A 15,152-nucleotide genomic window follows, 5' to 3' on the forward strand; every position below is an offset into this window, starting at 1 on the left:
CCCGTTACCAAGTACCCGCAGGCACTCACAGGCGCACGCCCTCCTCCTCCGCCTCCCCCGTCCGACACCCCTCCGAAGCGGCGAATCAGGCCCCGACAGAGGCCGGTTCGACGACCGGGACATCCGGTGGGGCGCCGACGCGTACAGGCGGCCCCCAGGCATCGGCGCCTCGGGTGACGTAGAGCCGCGCCGTAGCGCTTCAGTCCGGGCCCGCGTCCTCACTCCGGCCCGCCAGGTCGTTGATGCCCGCGAGTCGAAGCCGGGGAGTTCGGTGCGCGCGTTCTCCAGCGGATGATGCCCAACTCCCCTACGTGGTCGACCCATTGGGCGGCTCCGGAAAAATACTCGTGATTGCCTGTGACGAAATGGGCGCCGTGCCGCGTGTGCAGGTCGCGGAGACGGTGACAGTGGGATCGGCAGCTGGGTCGGTAGGGGGCCCGTCGGTGGCGGGCGGGCGCTGGACGGGCGGGGAGGCGGGATCGGCGCGCGGCGCCGGGCACGTACTCCGCCGAACGCCTGCTTCTGGTCCATCTGCTGCTCGCGGTGACGTCCTTTCCCCTGGGGACGGGGATCGGAGTGATCGGGATAATGGCAGGGCAAGGCTCCCCCGAAGCAGAGGACACCACCGCATGAAGCTCAGCCGACCCGTCTCCTGGTTCCTACTCGCCTTCGGTGCTTGGTCTTGGGTGGTGTGGGTGACCTTCGTCAAGAATTTGTTCAAGGACGCCAGCGGGCTAGCGTTTGATAACGGAAGCCCCACCGCATATTTCTGGGTCCATCTCGCGTTGGCCATCACGTCGTTCATTCTGGGGACCGCCATTGGCGTGATCGGGTTCCGGGGCCTCCGTGCACTGCGCCGGGAGAAGCTCGGCCGCACACCAGCTGAGTAGTGCACGGGGCCCGTGGCCACTCCCTCGCCGCCGAAGCGGCACCCACCTGCGCGCGCTTCCTGGGCCGTGGACGGCCCTTGCTTCAGCCGTACGACGGCCGGCGCTCCGTCACGGCTGGCCAGGGGCTGCGTAGGCGCGCACCCTGCCCCGAGTGGCCCCGCTTGCCACTGGGGCGAATCGGGCGGTCATAGAAGCCGTGCGCTTTTCCGTGGCCCTGCGCTCAGCGATACCAGGGGCAGGTATCTCCTCGCTGTCGAATGTGCGGGCAATGGCGTTGTCGGAGACGCGCCCTCTTGCGCGTGAGGCGGGACAGCTCGTCCACCACCACGTCGACCTCGCCGGCGCGCACGGCGTCCATGAGTGATTCACATCCCGGACGGACGGCATTGGGATCCCCACCGGAACGTTCCACGTCTTTGAACCTGTGGACTACCTGCCAACCCGACTGCCGGCCAGCGCCTCCCCGGCGGCCAACTGCGCTTCGGGCGACGCTTCGGAGGCGTCGGGGCGCGCTTTGGACTGTCGGGCGTACACGGCGACGCGAACCGTGTCCATGTGCTCGCTACCGGGCAACGACACGCACGGTGTCATGCGCTCTGACCTGCTCTCTCGCCTAGTCCTGCATGTCGTGACGGTTAGTTACTCGCGAAAGGTGATCCAGATGAACCAGCTCCAGACCGCGAAGGCGAGCAGGAACCAGGACACGGGGCGGGAGAGGGTTGCGGGGGTGCGGCCCGTGGCGGAGCCACTTTGGACCTCAGGGTCTTCTGATGAGCGCGGCATGAAGTCCGGTAGGGGCAGCGGCTCCATCCGGCGGTCGGCAAGGACACTCTTCCGGGGGGTGCTGTCTGATTATGCGCCGCGGACGGGTACCTTCACCGACGTGCCGATGACCTTCTCCGCTTCCCCGGCGTCCCCTGCTTCAGTGGATTCCGCCGCTTCTGCGGCTTGTGCTGCTTCCACTGCGTCGACCGGCTGCTCCGCTTCCGCGGGCTCCTCCGTCTGGACGAGCACCACTGGTTGGACGAGCAACACCGCCGCCACGAGCACCACCGCCGCCACGGACGCCCCTGCTCCTATCGGCCTCGCTCCCATCGGCTTCCGCGCTCGGACCGCACCGGACACCGCCGTTCCCTCCGTGCGTACGGGCAGCCGGGCGTTCGGCCGGACGGGCCGGGGCCCCGTTACCGCACTGGTCTCCGCCGCGCTGCTGGCGTCCCCGCTGCTGGCCGGCACCGCGTCCGCCGATCCCAAGGACGAGTCGCCCAAGGCGCCCACGCCGCCCGCCGAGATGTCGAAGGTCGGCGGGGACCGGCTGGGCGTACCCGGCGTCCAGGTCGACCCGAAGCCCGGTGCGCCGAAGCTGCCCGGCCCGGACCAGATCACGGCCCGTTCGTGGATCGTGTCCGACGCCGATTCCGGCAAGGTGCTGGCCGCCAAGAACCCGCACTGGCGGCTCGCCCCGGCCAGCACCCTGAAGATGCTGTTCGCCGACACGCTGCTGCCGAAGTTCCCCAAGAACCAGAAGCACACGGTCAAGCCGGCCGACCTGGCGGGGATGGGTGAGGGAAGCAGCCTCGTCGGGATAAAGGAGAACCTGACCTATACGGTCCATGATTTGTGGCTCGGGGTATTTCTCCGTTCCGGGAATGACGCGGTGCGCACCCTCGCGGCGATGAACGGCGGTGTGGAGAAAACCGTCGCCGAAATGCAGAAGCGCGCCAATGAGCTGAACGCCAACGACACCCATGTCGTCACACCGGACGGCTATGACGCGCCGGGCCAGGTCTCCAGCGCTTACGACCTGAGCCTGTTCGCACGTGCGGGGCTGCAGAACGCCGACTTCCGCGAGTACTGCTCGACGGCCAGGGCACAGTTCCCCGGTGAGAAAGGCAAGGGCGGCAAGCGGGCGAAGTTCGGTATCCAGAACACCAACCGGCTGCTCAGCGGCGACTACGACATCAAGCCGTACCCGGGGATCGCGGGCGTGAAGAACGGCTCGACCACGAACGCCGGGGCCACCTTCACGGGCGTCGCCCAGCACGGTGACCGCAAGCTCCTCGTCACGGTCATGAACCCGCAGAAGAAGGAGCACAACCAGGGGTACCGGGAGGCGGCCAAGCTCCTCGACTGGGGCTTCGAGGCGTCCGGCAAAGTGCAGCCGGTCGGCCGGCTCGTCGGGCCCAAGAGCGAGGAGGACGGCTCGGACGCCGGGGGAAACGACGACGCGAAGAACGGACGGGAACAGACCCAGGCAGCGCTGAACGCCGCCGACACTTCGGGCGGCGCGTGGACTGCGGTGGGAATCACCGGCGGCGCGCTGGTGCTGCTGGGCGTCGCGGTGCTGGGCATCCATCGCCGCTGGCCGCTGCCGGAGCTCGTCCGGGGGCGGCGTCCAAGGAAGTGAGGGTTCCGGGACGGGGGCCGGCCGGGCGAGGTGTGAGTTTCATTCAGGTCGCGGAGCCGGGATGGGCGCGGGGGCCGTCCCCCGGCGGAGGTCCCTCCATACCCGGCTCCGCGGACTCCCCCGGCTCCGCGGACTCCCCCGGCCCCGTGGAATCACCCGGCCCCGTGGAATCACCCGGCTCCCCCGGCTTCCCCGTCTCCGGCGCCGTCTCCCCTTCGCTCCCCGCGCGCGGCGTGGCCGTCCACGCCGCGCAGAACACCACCAGCTTCGCGGTGAAGTTGATCCACAGCAGCAGCGCGATCGGCGTACCAAAGGCGCCGTACATGCTCTTCGACGCGACGCCCTGGAGATAGCTGCTCAGCAGCAGCTTCAGCAGTTCGAAGCCGACGGCGCCGATGAAGCTCGCGACGACGACGGTGCGCCGCGGCGGATGCACACCGGGCAGCTTGGTCAGGACGTAGGCCAGCAGCAGGAAGTCCGTCAGGACGGCGATGCAGAAGCCGGCGCCGGACAGCAGGATGCTGCCGATGCCGCCCTGCTCCAGACCGATCGCGTCGGTGACCCTGCCCACCGCGGCACTCGCGAAGCCCGAGCAGGCCACCGAGACCAGCGCGACGCCGCCGAGACCGAGCAGCAGGCCGCCGTCCCTGAGCCTGCTGACGAAGAAGTTGACCTCCTCCTCGTCCTTCTCCCACACCGCGCGCAGACAGTCGCGAAGCGATTCGACCCAGCCGATACCGGTGAACAGCAGCAGGGCACCGGCGATCAGACCGACCGTGGCAGCATTGTCGACCAGTCCGGCGAGATCGAGCTGCCCGGAGATGCCGGGGATCTGTTCGGCGAGCTTGCCTTCCAGAGTGTGGAGTTGACTGTCGCTGAGCACCGCGGCACCGATCGCGGCGGCGACGGTGAGCAGCGGGAAGAGCGCGACAAAGCTGGTGAAGGTGATCGCGGCGGCGAGCCTGGTCCAGTGCACCCGCTCCATACGCTCGTACGCGTGCCAGAGATGCGTGGTCATCAGCCAGGTGACGGCCGGTCCGATCACCGGCAGCCTGCGCAGCCAGTCCATGGCGTTCCCCTCTCGCCCTCGTACCCCGTTTGCCTCACGGCGGATTTCCCCGGTGATCCGGAACACTAGCTTCCGCGGCCCCGGGAATCGCGGGCACGTAGCCGACGCCATGCCGACGTAGCCGACGCCATGCCGAACTAGCCGACGCCATGCCGACATACCCGCCGCCTACCGGACCTCCGCTCCTCGATGACGGTGCGATCCGGATCGCCCTGTGCGCCGAACTCCGGCACTCGGGACCGTCATCGCGCGAGCACCCCCGGGGGCGTGCGTATCGGGTCTGTTCGGGCGGATCGCACTGCGCCTTGTCACCGGAGCGCTGAGCGACCGGTGGCCCCGTGACCGGTGGCCCCGTGACCGGTGGCGCTGCCAATTATCGAGGTCAGCGATCAAGAGCGGCGCCCTCACCGACGCGACATGAGACACGACGGCCGCGGCCGCCCGGACCGACGCGACACGAGAAAGCAGCCAGCCACCGGCCCGAGAGAACCCACCAACGCCCCGGGAGGAACCCACCGCCAACCCGACAGCTCCCCGGCCGCCGCGCTGCGACACCTGCTGGCTGCCGGCCGCTACGAAGCCGGCGCCGGCGGCCGCGTGAGGTCGGCCTGGCGCGGGACGCCCGCCGGCTGGGTCCCGAAGGGGTACTCCCGTTGCAGGCGCCACACCGCGTCCACGCCCTGCTCGTACAGTGCGAAGCCGCCGATCGTCCACGTCGCGGAGAAGTCCTTCAGCTCGGCGTGAGCGCGGTCCATCGCCTCCTCGGCGATGCCGTGCGCCACCGTGACATGCGGGTGGTACGGGAACTGGAGCTCGCGGGCGCAGGGGCCGGAGGCGGCGCGGACGCGGGCCTGCAGCGCGGCACAGCCGGCCACGCCCTCGGCGACCTTCACGAAGACGACCGGGGAGAGCGGGCGGAAGGTGTCGGTGCCCTCCAGGCGGAGCGGGAAGGGGCGGAAGGCGGCCGCGACCTCGGCGAGGTGCCGCTCGACGGCGGGCAGCGCGTCGGCGCGTACCTCTGTCGGCGGGAGGAGGGTGATATGCGTGGGGATGCCGTGTGCGGCAGGGTCCCCGAAGCCCTCGCGCTTCCTCTGGAGAAAGCTTCCGTAAGGCTCCGGGACCGCGATCGAAACGCCCAGCGTTACGGTCCCCACTGCGTTCTCCCTCCTGATGTTCCCGTGGTGCGCTCGCGCACCGCTCTCAGTGTGCCGGTGCGCGCCCGATACGGGGAGCACCGTCGGTCCTGTGACAAGCAGGGCCGATGGACCGTATGGCCCCCGGGGGCGGGAGCACCGGGCCCCGGGCCGTCCGCGAAGCCGGCCGGAACCGGCTTCGCGGGACGTCCCGTCAGTCCTTCGCCGGCAGCAATCCGAGCCGGTCATAGCTGGTGGCGAGGGTCTCGGCGGCCACCGCGCGGGCCTTCTCCGCGCCCTTGGCCAAGATCGAGTCCAACGTCGCCGGGTCGTCCAGATATTCCTGCGTACGGTCCCGGAACGGTGTGACGAAATCGACCATCGCCTCTGCGAGGTCGGTCTTGAGCGCGCCGTACCCCTTGCCCTCGTACGCGCTCTCCAGCTTCGGGATGTCGGTGCCGGTGAGCGTGGAGAGGATGGTGAGGAGGTTGCTGACGCCGGGCTTCGCCTCGCGGTCGAAGCGGATCACCGTGTCGGTGTCCGTCACGGCGCTCTTGATCTTCTTGGCGGTGGCCTTGGGCTCGTCGAGCAGGTCGATGATGCCCTTGGGCGAGGACGCCGACTTGCTCATCTTGATCGACGGGTCCTGAAGATCGAAGATCTTCGCCGTCTCCTTGACGATGTACGGGCTGGGGATGGTGAAGGTGTCGCCGTAACGGGTGTTGAAGCGGTCCGCGAGATCGCGGGTCAGCTCCAGGTGCTGGCGCTGGTCCTCGCCGACCGGGACCTGGTTGGCCTGGTAGAGCAGGATGTCGGCGACCATCAGCACGGGGTAGGTGAACAGGCCGACGGTCGTACGGTCGGCGCCCTGCTTGGCCGACTTGTCCTTGAACTGGGTCATCCGCGATGCCTCGCCGAAGCCGGTGACACAGTTCATGACCCACGCGAGCTGGGCGTGCTCGGGCACATGGCTCTGGACGAAGAGCGTGCAGCGGTCCGGGTCGAGGCCGGCGGCCAGCAGCTGGGCGACCGCGACGCGGGTGTTCCGCCGCAGTTCGGCGGGGTCCTGCGGGACGGTGATCGCGTGCAGGTCGACCACCATGTAGAAGGCGTCGTGGGACTCCTGCAGCGCCACCCACTGGCGGACGGCGCCGAGGTAGTTGCCGAGGTGGAAGGAGCCGGCGGTGGGCTGAATACCGGAGAGCACACGAGGACGACGCTGCATGGCGGAGCCATTCCCCTGGGGGTGGTGGTGGGCGACGGGCGGGCGATCGAGAGCCATGGGACCGATTCTCTCAGGTGCGCGTGGCTCCCCGGCGCGTGGTCTGCGGAGGGCGCCCAGGCGCCGCTCAGCCGCTGGTGGGGCCGCCCGGCCGCCCGCACTGCCCAGCCGCCGGCGGTCGGCTTTCCCCAGCCACTGCCCGGCCGCCCCTCAGTCCCCGGTCGGCAGCCCCGGCGCCGGATACCCCGCCATCAGCTCGGCGACCTCGCCGCGAAGGGCCGCCAGGGCCGCCTCGTCCCCCGTTCCCGCGGCCGTCACACCGCGGTCGATCCACTCCGCGACCTGCGCCATCCGGTCCGTGCCCAGGCCCCGGGAGGTCAGCGCGGGGGTGCCGATCCGGATCCCGGACGGGTCGAAGGGCTTTCGGGGGTCGAAGGGGACGGTGTTGTAGTTCACGACGATGCCGGCCCGGTCCAGCGCCTTCGCGGCGACCTTGCCGGGCACGTCCTTCGAGGTCAGGTCGATCAGCACCAGGTGGTTGTCGGTACCACCGGAGACCAGGTCGAACCCACGGGCCAGCAGCGCCTCGGCGAGCGCCTTGGCGTTGGCGACGACGGCATGCGCGTACTCCCGGAAGGACGGCGCGGCCGCCTCGTGCAGCGCGACCGCGATGGCCGCCGTGGTGTGGTTGTGCGGCCCGCCCTGGAGGCCCGGGAAGACGGCCTTGTCGATGGCCTTGGCGTGCGTGGCGCGGGACATCAGCATGGCGCCGCGCGGGCCGCGCAGGGTCTTGTGGGTGGTGGTGGAGATGACGTCGGCGTGCGGGACGGGGGACGGGTGGGCGCCGCCCGCGATCAGTCCGGCGATATGGGCGATGTCGGCGACGAGTACCGCGTCGACCTCGCGGGCGATCTCGCCGAAGGCGGCGAAGTCGATGGTGCGCGGCACCGCCGTACCGCCACAGAAGATGATCTTCGGGCGTTCCTTGCGGGCGAGATCACGGACCTCGTCGAAGTCGATCAGCGCGGTGTCCGCCCGTACGCCGTACTGCACGCCGTTGAACCACGTGCCGGTCGCCGAGACGCCCCAGCCGTGGGTGAGATGGCCGCCCATGGGCAGCGCCATCCCCAGCACGGTGTCGCCGGGCTCGGCGAACGCCAGATAGGCGGCGAGGTTGGCGGGCGAGCCGGAGTACGGCTGGACGTTGGCGTGCTCGACGCCGAAGACGGCCCTGGCGCGCTCGGCGGCCAGCGTCTCGACGCGGTCGATGTTCTGCTGGCCTTCGTAGTAGCGACGGCCCGCGTATCCCTCGCTGTACTTGTTCTGCAGGACGGTGCCGGTGGCTTCCAGGACGGCGGTGGAGACGTAGTTCTCGCTCGGGATCAGCCGCAGCGTGTCGGACTGGAGCTGCTCCTCGGCGCCGACGAGAGCGGCCAGTTCGGGGTCGGCGGCGGCCAGCGCGGGATGCGAAAGGGGCTGTGACGTGAAGGGCAGTGACATGACGTCCTCCGGGGCGGTCGATCGGTGATCCGGTCGGGTCCCGGGGTGCCCAGGCGGGCGGCACCTCGAAGGTCGTGCCTCACACGGTTCCCTCGGGGTCGATTCCCCGTACGCCAGTCGCCGTGCGCGGAGGTCAGCCTAGCGGGGGTTGCCGGGTGGTGGCTCGGGTTTCCGCCGGGCGCTCGCTACCCGGCCGAAGTCCGGCCGCTGTCCCGCCGTCGTCCGGCCCGTTCCCGCCGTCGTCCGGTCGCTGTCCGTTCGCCGTCCAGTCCTGGGCGCCGGCCGCCGGGCGGGCTCCGGACCCGCCCAAAACGTCCTGACCAGCGCAACAATGGAAACAGCCATGACGTCCCCACCCCGCACGGCACACCGAACGGAGTCCCCGGTGACGACCACGGAACGCTGCATCGCCGCCGCCGAAGCCCACAGCGCACACAACTACCACCCGCTCCCCGTCGTCGTGGCCACCGCCGAAGGGGCCTGGATGACGGATGTGGAGGGCCGGCGCTATCTGGACATGCTCGCCGGATACTCCGCGCTGAACTTCGGACACGGCCACCCCCGGTTGCTCGACGCGGCCAAGGCCCAGCTGGAACGCGTCACGCTCACCTCGCGCGCCTTCCACCACGACCGGTTCGCGGAGTTCTGTACGCGGCTGGCCGAGCTGTGCGCCATGGACATGGTGCTGCCGATGAACACCGGCGCGGAAGCGGTCGAGACGGCCGTGAAGACGGCGCGCAAGTGGGGCTACACGGTCAAGGGCATCCCGGACGGCCGGGCGAAGATCGTCGTGGCGGACAACAACTTCCACGGCCGGACGACCACCATCATCTCCTTCTCCACGGACACCGAGGCCCGTGACGACTTCGGCCCGTACACCCCCGGCTTCGAGATCGTCCCGTACGGCGATCTCGCGGCACTGGAGGCCGCGGTGGACGCCGACACCGTCGCGGTGCTTCTGGAGCCGATACAGGGGGAGGCGGGGGTGCTGGTGCCGCCTCCGGGATATCTGCCGGGCGTGCAGGAGCTGGCCCGCAGCCGGAACGTACTGTTCATCGCCGACGAGATCCAGTCCGGCCTGGGCCGCACCGGCCGCACCTTCGCCTGTGAGCACGAGGGCGTGGTGCCCGATATGTATGTGCTGGGCAAGGCGCTGGGCGGCGGTGTGGTGCCGGTGTCGGCGGTGGTGTCCTCCCGCGAGGTGCTGGGGGTGTACGGGCCGGGCGAACACGGCTCGACGTTCGGCGGCAACCCGCTCGCCTGCGCGGTTGCCCTGGAGGTCATCGCGATGCTGCGGACCGGCGAATTCCAGGAGCGGGCACGGGAGCTGGGCGAGCATCTGCACCGCGAGCTGGGGCTGCTGGCGGGCAGCGGCGCGGTGGACGCGATACGCGGGCGCGGGCTGTGGGCGGGCGTGGACGTCAACCCGTCACGCGGCACGGGCCGGGCGGTGTGCGAGCAGCTGATGGCGCGCGGCGTCCTCGTCAAGGACACCCACGGGAGCACGATCCGGATCGCGCCGCCGCTGGTGATCAGCAAGGAGGACCTGGACTGGGGGCTGGAGCAACTGCGGGAGGTGGTGGAGGCGTAGCCGACGCCAACGGGTGGGCGGACGCCGCCCGGCCCCCACAGGAGACCGGGGGACGATTCCGACTCGGCCCGCTGTGGCCGCTGCGGCGCCGTTAGTCGGGGTCGTCTGGTTGCGTCGGAATGCTCGCCATCCGGGACTCGGCGACCCGCAGCGTGTCCGTGAGGCACTCGATCAGCCTGAGCGCCGCGAAGCGCACTTCGTCCAGTGCCGCGACCTCCGCGCCGTTCAGCAGTTCGCGTGCGAGCCTGACGACGGTCTGTGCCGTGTCGAGCTGCGCCCGTTCCACCTCGTCCGCCATGCGGGACAGCCGGGAATGACGGCCGTCCGCCGAGAGGTACGCGGGTTTACCTTCCGGCCCGTCCCACGGGAGTCGACGCATTCCGGTCACCAGTCGGCCCCTTCCGCAGCGAGGACGTACGGACGGACCGTTGCCGTCGCGTCCCCGTCGATGATCTGGAGTACTGGCGCCGCGCTCCGGACGAGCCTGCGCACGGGAACAGGCTGCGGCTGTGGCAGTACGGGCGCTGCCGACAGGCTGTCGGCGCGGTGCCTCCCGTGCGAGGGGAAGAGCAGCTTCGCCACTAACTCGAATAGGCTTCGCATGTCGGTCGCTCCTTACAGCGATCGGTGCTTGCCCCGGGGGCCGATGGCGCGGTTCTCGGGGCTTTTCCATGTCACAGCCACTATAGGCCACTACATACCGCCACAGGTAGCCCCATGCCGCCACCTGCAGACATCGGGGGTAGTGCACGGCCGTATGTTCGGGCCATGGAAATCGGCTACGTCTACATGCGGGTTGCTGACGCCGTGGAAGCGGAGATCAAGGCAGGGCGGCTGCCGAAGGGCGCACGCCTGCCGAATGAGCGGGACATGGGCGCTGAGTACGGCGTTGCCCCGGGCACCGCTCGCCGCGCCGTGGCGGAGCTGAGGGAACGGGGACTTGTGGTCACGCTGCCCAACAAGGGGACGTTCGTCCTCTGAGGCGGGGGCAGGCCCGACCCGGCGCTACTCCCCCGGCGGCAACGCCCGCGCCAGCGCCTCCACCACGCTCCCGAACGCATGCTCCGGTGGCCTCCCGTACGCGACCACCAGGGCGTCACGAGGGACCGCGTTGCCCGCCGGGTCGGTGAACATGGTCAGGCCCTCGACGGCCAGGCCCTGCCGGCGGGCGGCCTGGACGATGGACTGTTCGGTGCCCGGCGGGAGTTCGAGGACGGCGTGCAGGCCGGCCGCGATGCCGGAGATGTGGACGTGGGGGGGCGCGTGCGGCGAGGACGGACACCAGTTGGTCCCGGCGGCGGCGGTAGCGCAGGCGCATCCCACGGAGGTGGCGGTCGTAGGCGCCGGAGGAGAGAAACTCGGCGAGGGTGAGCTGGTCCAGCGAGCCGGACGCCCATTCGCCGGTGCGCTTGACGGCGAGCACCCGGTCGACGAGGCGGTCCGGCAGTACCATCCAGGCCAGGCGCAGCGCGGGTGCGAGGCTTTTGCTGGCGGTGCCCATGTAGACGACATGGTCGGGGTCCAGGCCCTGGAGGGCGCCGACCGGCTGGCGGTCGTAGCGGAGTTCGCCGTCGTAGTCGTCCTCCAGGATGTAGCCCCCGGTGGCGCGCGCCCAGTTGACGGCGGCGGCGCGGCGGTCGGGGTGCAGCGGGACACCGGTCGGGAACTGGTGGGCGGGGGTGAGGAGCGCCGCGCGGACGTCGTCGACGGCGGCCAACTCCGCCGTCCGGGCGCCGTGTTCATCGACCGGGAGCGGGATGGTGCGCAGCCCGGCGCGGACGATGACGTTGCGGTGGAAGGAGAGGCCGTAGGACTCCACGGCGAGTTGGCCGTCGCCCTGGCGCCAGTTGTCGCCGGAGAGCCCCCAGTCCGTGTCATGGCGCCAGTCCTCGTGGTGGCGCCGGGGGCGGGGCGTGGTACGTCCCCGGGGCGTGGCCGACCGGCCCGCCGGGCCGCCGTCGTCCCCGCGCAGCGCCCGGCTGAGCAGACCCAGCCCCTGCATGAAGCCGGTGCAGACGACGATCCGGTCCGGGTCGGCGCGTACGCCGCGGGCGCGGGCGAGGTAGTCGGCGAGGACCGTACGCAACTCGGGGCGGCCCGCGGGATCGCCGTAACCGAACGCCTCGCTGGGGGCGGCGGTCAGCGCACGGCGGGCGGCGGCCAGCCAGGCGGTGCGCGGGAAGGAGGAGACGTCGGGAGTGCCGGGGGTGAGGTCGTAGCGCGGCCGGTCGGGGCGGTGGGCCCGGCCGGGGGCGCGCCGGGCGGGCGGAGTGGCCCGCGCCAGTGTGCGCTCGGCGACGCGGGTGCCGGAGCCCTGGCGCGCGCTGAGCCAGCCCTCGGCGACCAGTTCGGCGTACGCGTCGGCGACGGTGTTGCGGGCGATGCCGAGGTCGGCGGCGAGCGACCGGGAGGACGGCAGACGCGTGCCGGGAGCCAGCCGCCCGGTCCGTACGGCCTCCCGCAGCGCGCGCATCAGGGCGGCTCGCACCCCTCCTGGGCCGGTGAGGTCCAGGTGCAGATCACGCCCGAAAGTGGCCCGGGGATTGTCCATGGAAGTGGACCATACAGGTGTGCCACTCACGCCGTAGCGTCGTAGCCATGACGACGGAGATGACGACTGTGAACACGACTGAGATGACGACGGAGCGGAAAGAGGCTGCCCACACGGAACAACACGGGCCCCGGATGCACTGGGCGAAGCTCGCGCCCGAGGTCTTCAAGGCCATGCTCGCGCTGGAGGTGGCGGCCAAGCGGGGTCTCGACCCGGTGCTGGTCGAGTTGGTCAAGATCCGCGCGTCGCAGATCAACCGCTGTGCGTTCTGCCTCGATATGCATGTCAAGGACGCACGCAAAGCGGGTGAGACGGAGGAGCGGATCTATCTCCTCAACGCCTGGGAGGAGGCGGCCGGTTTCTACACGGAGAAGGAGCAAGCCGCGCTCGCCCTCACGGAGGCGATGACCGTACTGACCGAGGGATCCGTCCCCGACGCGGTCTACGAGCGCGCCGCCGCTCACTTCGACGAGGCCGAACTCGCCCACCTCATCGCCGTGATCACCACCATCAACGCCTGGAACCGCTTCGGCGTGACCACACGCCTGGTGCCGGGGCAGATGTGAGCCCGGTGTCCGCCCGCCTCGCTCATACGCTGCGCGCCCTGCACCACGGCCCGGAACCGCCGCTGATCCTGCCGGGCCCCTGGGACGCGGCCAGCGCGCGGGTGTTCGCGGACGCCGGGTTTCCAGCCCTGGCCACCCCCAGTGCGGGCGTGGCGGCGTCCCTGGGTTACGAGGACGGCCAGACACCGCCCGACGAGATGTTCGCGGCCGTCGCGCGCATCGTCCGGGCGGTGGATGTCCCCGTCTCGGCGGATGTGGAGGCCGGATACGGCCTGTCCGCAAAGGAGTTGGTGGGGCGGCTCATGGACGCCGGGGCGGTCGGCTGCAACCTGGAGGACACCGACCACGCGTCCGGCGCCCTCCGGGATCCGCAGCAGCAAGCCGACTGGCTGGCACAGGTACGCGCGGAGGCGGGCGACACGCTGGTGATCAACGCCCGGATCGACACCTTCCTGCGCGGCGCCGAGGGTACGGAGGAGGCTGAGGCGGCTGAGGAGGTTGAGGAGGGCGAACGGGCGGCGGAGACGGTACGCCGCGGCCGCCTGTACGCCGCAGCGGGCGCCGACTGCGTCTATCCGATCCTCGCCCCGCCCCCGCTGCTGGCCGGACTCGCGGCCGGCATCGGCCTCCCGCTCAACGCCCTGGCCACGCCGGACGGCCCCTCGCCCCGCGAACTGGGCGCCCTGGGCGCGTCCCGGGTCACCTTCGGACCGGGGCTGCAGCGGCAGGCGATGGCGGCGGTGAAGGAGACGGCGGAGGGGGTGCGGGAGGCGGCGGGGTAGGGGGAGCCGGGCAGGAGGCGGGAGGCACGGCCGGGGCGACGCACCTTGCCCCGCCCCGCACCGCACCAACGCCCTTGCTGCCTGCTCCCCCTACGCCCCTACTGCCCCGCGAACTTCCGGCTGATCCCGTTGAAGACGCGTTCCGCCTCCGGGCCCAGGTGCGGGCCCGCCAGCCAGGTGTGCGCGTTGGAGCTGATCGACGTGTTGGACACCAGGGTCAGCTTGCCGCCGCGGTTGACGAACCAGCCGCCGCCCGACGTGCCGCCCGTCATCGTGCAGCCGATGCGGTGCATGGCGGGCGTGCCCTGCTCCATCGTGAGGCGGCCGGGGCGGGCGGGGCAGTTCATCATGCGGGCGCCGTCGTACGGCGGTGCCGCGGGGTAGCCGAAGGCGTCCAGGGAGCTGATGCGGTCCGCGGACGGGGCGTTGAACCAGACCCGGGCGGCCGCTCCGACGGTCTCCTGGAGGGACTTGGTGCCGCCGTTCTCCGGCTTCACATGCAGCACCGCGAAGTCGTACGCGGAGCCCCCGTTGCCGGTCTCCTCGCTGCCCATGTCGATCCACTCACCGGAGGTGGTGATCCAGTCGGCCCAGAACCGGCCGTACGGCGTGACCTGCTGCGCCGGCGTCCGGTCGACCCGGCTCATCGGCACACCGTAGTCGTTGAACGACGGCACGAAGACGATGTTCCGCATCCAGCCGCCCCGCTTGCCGGAGTGCACACAGTGGCCCGCCGTCCATACCAGGTTGGACTTGCCCGGGTGCGCCGGGTCCTCGACGATCGTGCCGGAGCAGACCTTCGGGCCCTTCGGGCTGTCGAAGAAGATCTTCCCGACCGGCGCCATGTGCTTGTGGTAGGGACGGGCGACCTGCTCGGCGCGGATCGCGCGCGGCTCCGGGTCGGTGGCGGGGTACTCGCTGCCCGCGCCGGTGGCGTTGACGCTGACGTCCGGCGCGGCCTTGGCCTGTGCCAGCCGGTCCGGCTTCCAGTGGTCCTTGATGATCGGGTTGGCGAAATCGGACGCCTTACGGGCCCAGTTGTCCCAGTCCTGCCAGCCGCCGTCCTTCCACTTCTTCAGGTCGTCGATGCTGGTCGGTACGCCCTTCGGAAGCTTGAGACCGCCGCCGTCCTTGTCGGCGGCCGAACTGTCCGGCGCCGCCGAGGCGTTGTCGTCACTGGGACCACAGGCGGTGGCGGTGACCGCGAGCAGGGCGGCCAGCGCGGCGGCAACCGCGGTGGAGCGGCGTATGAGTGGCATGGAGTGGAGTCCCCCTGGTGCGTGTACGAGCGCTTGTCATGCCCCCGTAGGGGCCTCGCTCTACTATGCCGTCACGCTGCGCCGGATGGGCGGCCAGGGGACGGTGGTCCGCCAACCCGGGGGGGGAGGCGGAGTGTCTTACGGACCGGGGGGTCTTACGGACCGGGGGTGTCCTACGGGCT

General features: G+C 70.8%; 16 protein-coding genes, 1 pseudogene and 1 riboswitch. Of the genes and pseudogenes, 6 read left to right on the forward strand and 11 right to left on the reverse strand.

Annotated elements, in window-relative coordinates; translation table 11 throughout:
• Positions 1 to 85: 85 nt before the first annotated feature.
• Positions 86 to 398 (reverse strand): annotated as a pseudogene (locus K9S39_RS17755) (metallophosphoesterase); the annotation flags it as partial.
• 231 nt (positions 399 to 629) lie between these two features.
• On the opposite strand from K9S39_RS17755, the gene K9S39_RS17760 reads away from it, so the two are divergent.
• The gene (locus K9S39_RS17760) at positions 630 to 890 is read left to right on the forward strand and encodes an SCO4848 family membrane protein (protein WP_248864343.1); all 261 of its coding nucleotides are present in this window, start codon (positions 630 to 632) and stop codon (positions 888 to 890) included.
• A gap of 220 nt (positions 891 to 1,110) precedes the next feature.
• On the opposite strand, the gene K9S39_RS17765 is transcribed toward K9S39_RS17760, so the two are convergent.
• Positions 1,111 to 1,302, reverse strand: a complete 192-nt coding sequence (locus K9S39_RS17765) for a recombinase family protein (protein WP_248864344.1) — start codon at positions 1,300 to 1,302, stop codon at positions 1,111 to 1,113.
• Positions 1,303 to 1,742: 440 nt separating this feature from the next.
• Positions 1,743 to 1,952 (reverse strand): hypothetical protein, encoded by a 210-nt coding sequence (locus tag K9S39_RS17770; protein ID WP_248864345.1) that lies wholly within the window; start codon positions 1,950 to 1,952, stop codon positions 1,743 to 1,745.
• 76 nt (positions 1,953 to 2,028) lie between these two features.
• On the opposite strand from K9S39_RS17770, the gene K9S39_RS17775 reads away from it, so the two are divergent.
• Complete coding sequence (locus K9S39_RS17775) at positions 2,029 to 3,297, forward strand: D-alanyl-D-alanine carboxypeptidase family protein (protein WP_248864346.1); 1,269 nt, start codon at positions 2,029 to 2,031, stop codon at positions 3,295 to 3,297.
• A 43-nt stretch (positions 3,298 to 3,340) separates the two neighbouring features.
• Here the strand turns inward: K9S39_RS17775 and K9S39_RS17780 are convergent, their stop codons facing one another.
• From K9S39_RS17780 to K9S39_RS17795, 4 genes are all read right to left on the reverse strand, one after another.
• Positions 3,341 to 4,366, reverse strand: coding sequence for a YihY/virulence factor BrkB family protein (locus tag K9S39_RS17780; protein ID WP_248864347.1), 1,026 nt, complete (start codon positions 4,364 to 4,366; stop codon positions 3,341 to 3,343).
• A gap of 572 nt (positions 4,367 to 4,938) precedes the next feature.
• The gene (locus tag K9S39_RS17785; RefSeq protein WP_248864348.1) at positions 4,939 to 5,520 is read right to left on the reverse strand and encodes a 2'-5' RNA ligase family protein; all 582 of its coding nucleotides are present in this window, start codon (positions 5,518 to 5,520) and stop codon (positions 4,939 to 4,941) included.
• A 193-nt stretch (positions 5,521 to 5,713) separates the two neighbouring features.
• A complete protein-coding gene (trpS, locus tag K9S39_RS17790) occupies positions 5,714 to 6,724 on the reverse strand; it encodes a tryptophan--tRNA ligase (RefSeq protein WP_248868840.1) in 1,011 nt (336 codons plus the stop codon).
• Between the two features lie 207 nt (positions 6,725 to 6,931).
• Positions 6,932 to 8,221 carry a serine hydroxymethyltransferase gene (locus K9S39_RS17795; RefSeq protein WP_248864349.1) on the reverse strand — a complete coding sequence of 430 codons (1,290 nt, stop codon included), beginning with the start codon at positions 8,219 to 8,221 and terminating at the stop codon, positions 6,932 to 6,934.
• A 40-nt stretch (positions 8,222 to 8,261) separates the two neighbouring features.
• A riboswitch (ZMP/ZTP riboswitch) is annotated at positions 8,262 to 8,352 on the reverse strand.
• A gap of 212 nt (positions 8,353 to 8,564) precedes the next feature.
• Here K9S39_RS17795 and rocD point away from each other — a divergent pair.
• Positions 8,565 to 9,812 carry an ornithine--oxo-acid transaminase gene (rocD, locus tag K9S39_RS17800; RefSeq protein WP_406707962.1) on the forward strand — a complete coding sequence of 416 codons (1,248 nt, stop codon included), beginning with the start codon at positions 8,565 to 8,567 and terminating at the stop codon, positions 9,810 to 9,812.
• A 91-nt stretch (positions 9,813 to 9,903) separates the two neighbouring features.
• Here rocD and K9S39_RS17805 read toward each other — a convergent pair whose 3' ends face one another.
• The gene (locus K9S39_RS17805) at positions 9,904 to 10,191 is read right to left on the reverse strand and encodes a hypothetical protein (protein ID WP_248868841.1); all 288 of its coding nucleotides are present in this window, start codon (positions 10,189 to 10,191) and stop codon (positions 9,904 to 9,906) included.
• A gap of 5 nt (positions 10,192 to 10,196) precedes the next feature.
• A complete protein-coding gene (locus tag K9S39_RS17810) occupies positions 10,197 to 10,415 on the reverse strand; it encodes a hypothetical protein (protein ID WP_248864351.1) in 219 nt (72 codons plus the stop codon).
• Between the two features lie 165 nt (positions 10,416 to 10,580).
• On the opposite strand from K9S39_RS17810, the gene K9S39_RS17815 reads away from it, so the two are divergent.
• A complete protein-coding gene (locus tag K9S39_RS17815) occupies positions 10,581 to 10,793 on the forward strand; it encodes a GntR family transcriptional regulator (protein ID WP_248864352.1) in 213 nt (70 codons plus the stop codon).
• A 115-nt stretch (positions 10,794 to 10,908) separates the two neighbouring features.
• On the opposite strand, the gene K9S39_RS17820 is transcribed toward K9S39_RS17815, so the two are convergent.
• A complete protein-coding gene (locus tag K9S39_RS17820; protein WP_248864353.1) occupies positions 10,909 to 12,363 on the reverse strand; it encodes an aminotransferase-like domain-containing protein in 1,455 nt (484 codons plus the stop codon).
• 83 nt (positions 12,364 to 12,446) lie between these two features.
• Here K9S39_RS17820 and K9S39_RS17825 point away from each other — a divergent pair, with 83 nt between their 5' ends.
• Positions 12,447 to 12,929: a carboxymuconolactone decarboxylase family protein gene (locus K9S39_RS17825; RefSeq protein ID WP_283113500.1), complete on the forward strand. Its 483-nt coding sequence runs from the start codon at positions 12,447 to 12,449 to the stop codon at positions 12,927 to 12,929.
• Between the two features lie 5 nt (positions 12,930 to 12,934).
• Positions 12,935 to 13,711, forward strand: a complete 777-nt coding sequence (locus tag K9S39_RS17830; RefSeq protein ID WP_248864354.1) for an isocitrate lyase/PEP mutase family protein — start codon at positions 12,935 to 12,937, stop codon at positions 13,709 to 13,711.
• 98 nt (positions 13,712 to 13,809) lie between these two features.
• Here the strand turns inward: K9S39_RS17830 and K9S39_RS17835 are convergent, their stop codons facing one another.
• Complete coding sequence (locus K9S39_RS17835) at positions 13,810 to 14,970, reverse strand: trypsin-like serine peptidase (protein WP_248864355.1); 1,161 nt, start codon at positions 14,968 to 14,970, stop codon at positions 13,810 to 13,812.
• Positions 14,971 to 15,152: the final 182 nt, after the last annotated feature.

Origin of the sequence: Streptomyces halobius (assembly GCF_023277745.1) — a bacterium.
Classification (GTDB): domain Bacteria; phylum Actinomycetota; class Actinomycetes; order Streptomycetales; family Streptomycetaceae; genus Streptomyces; species Streptomyces halobius.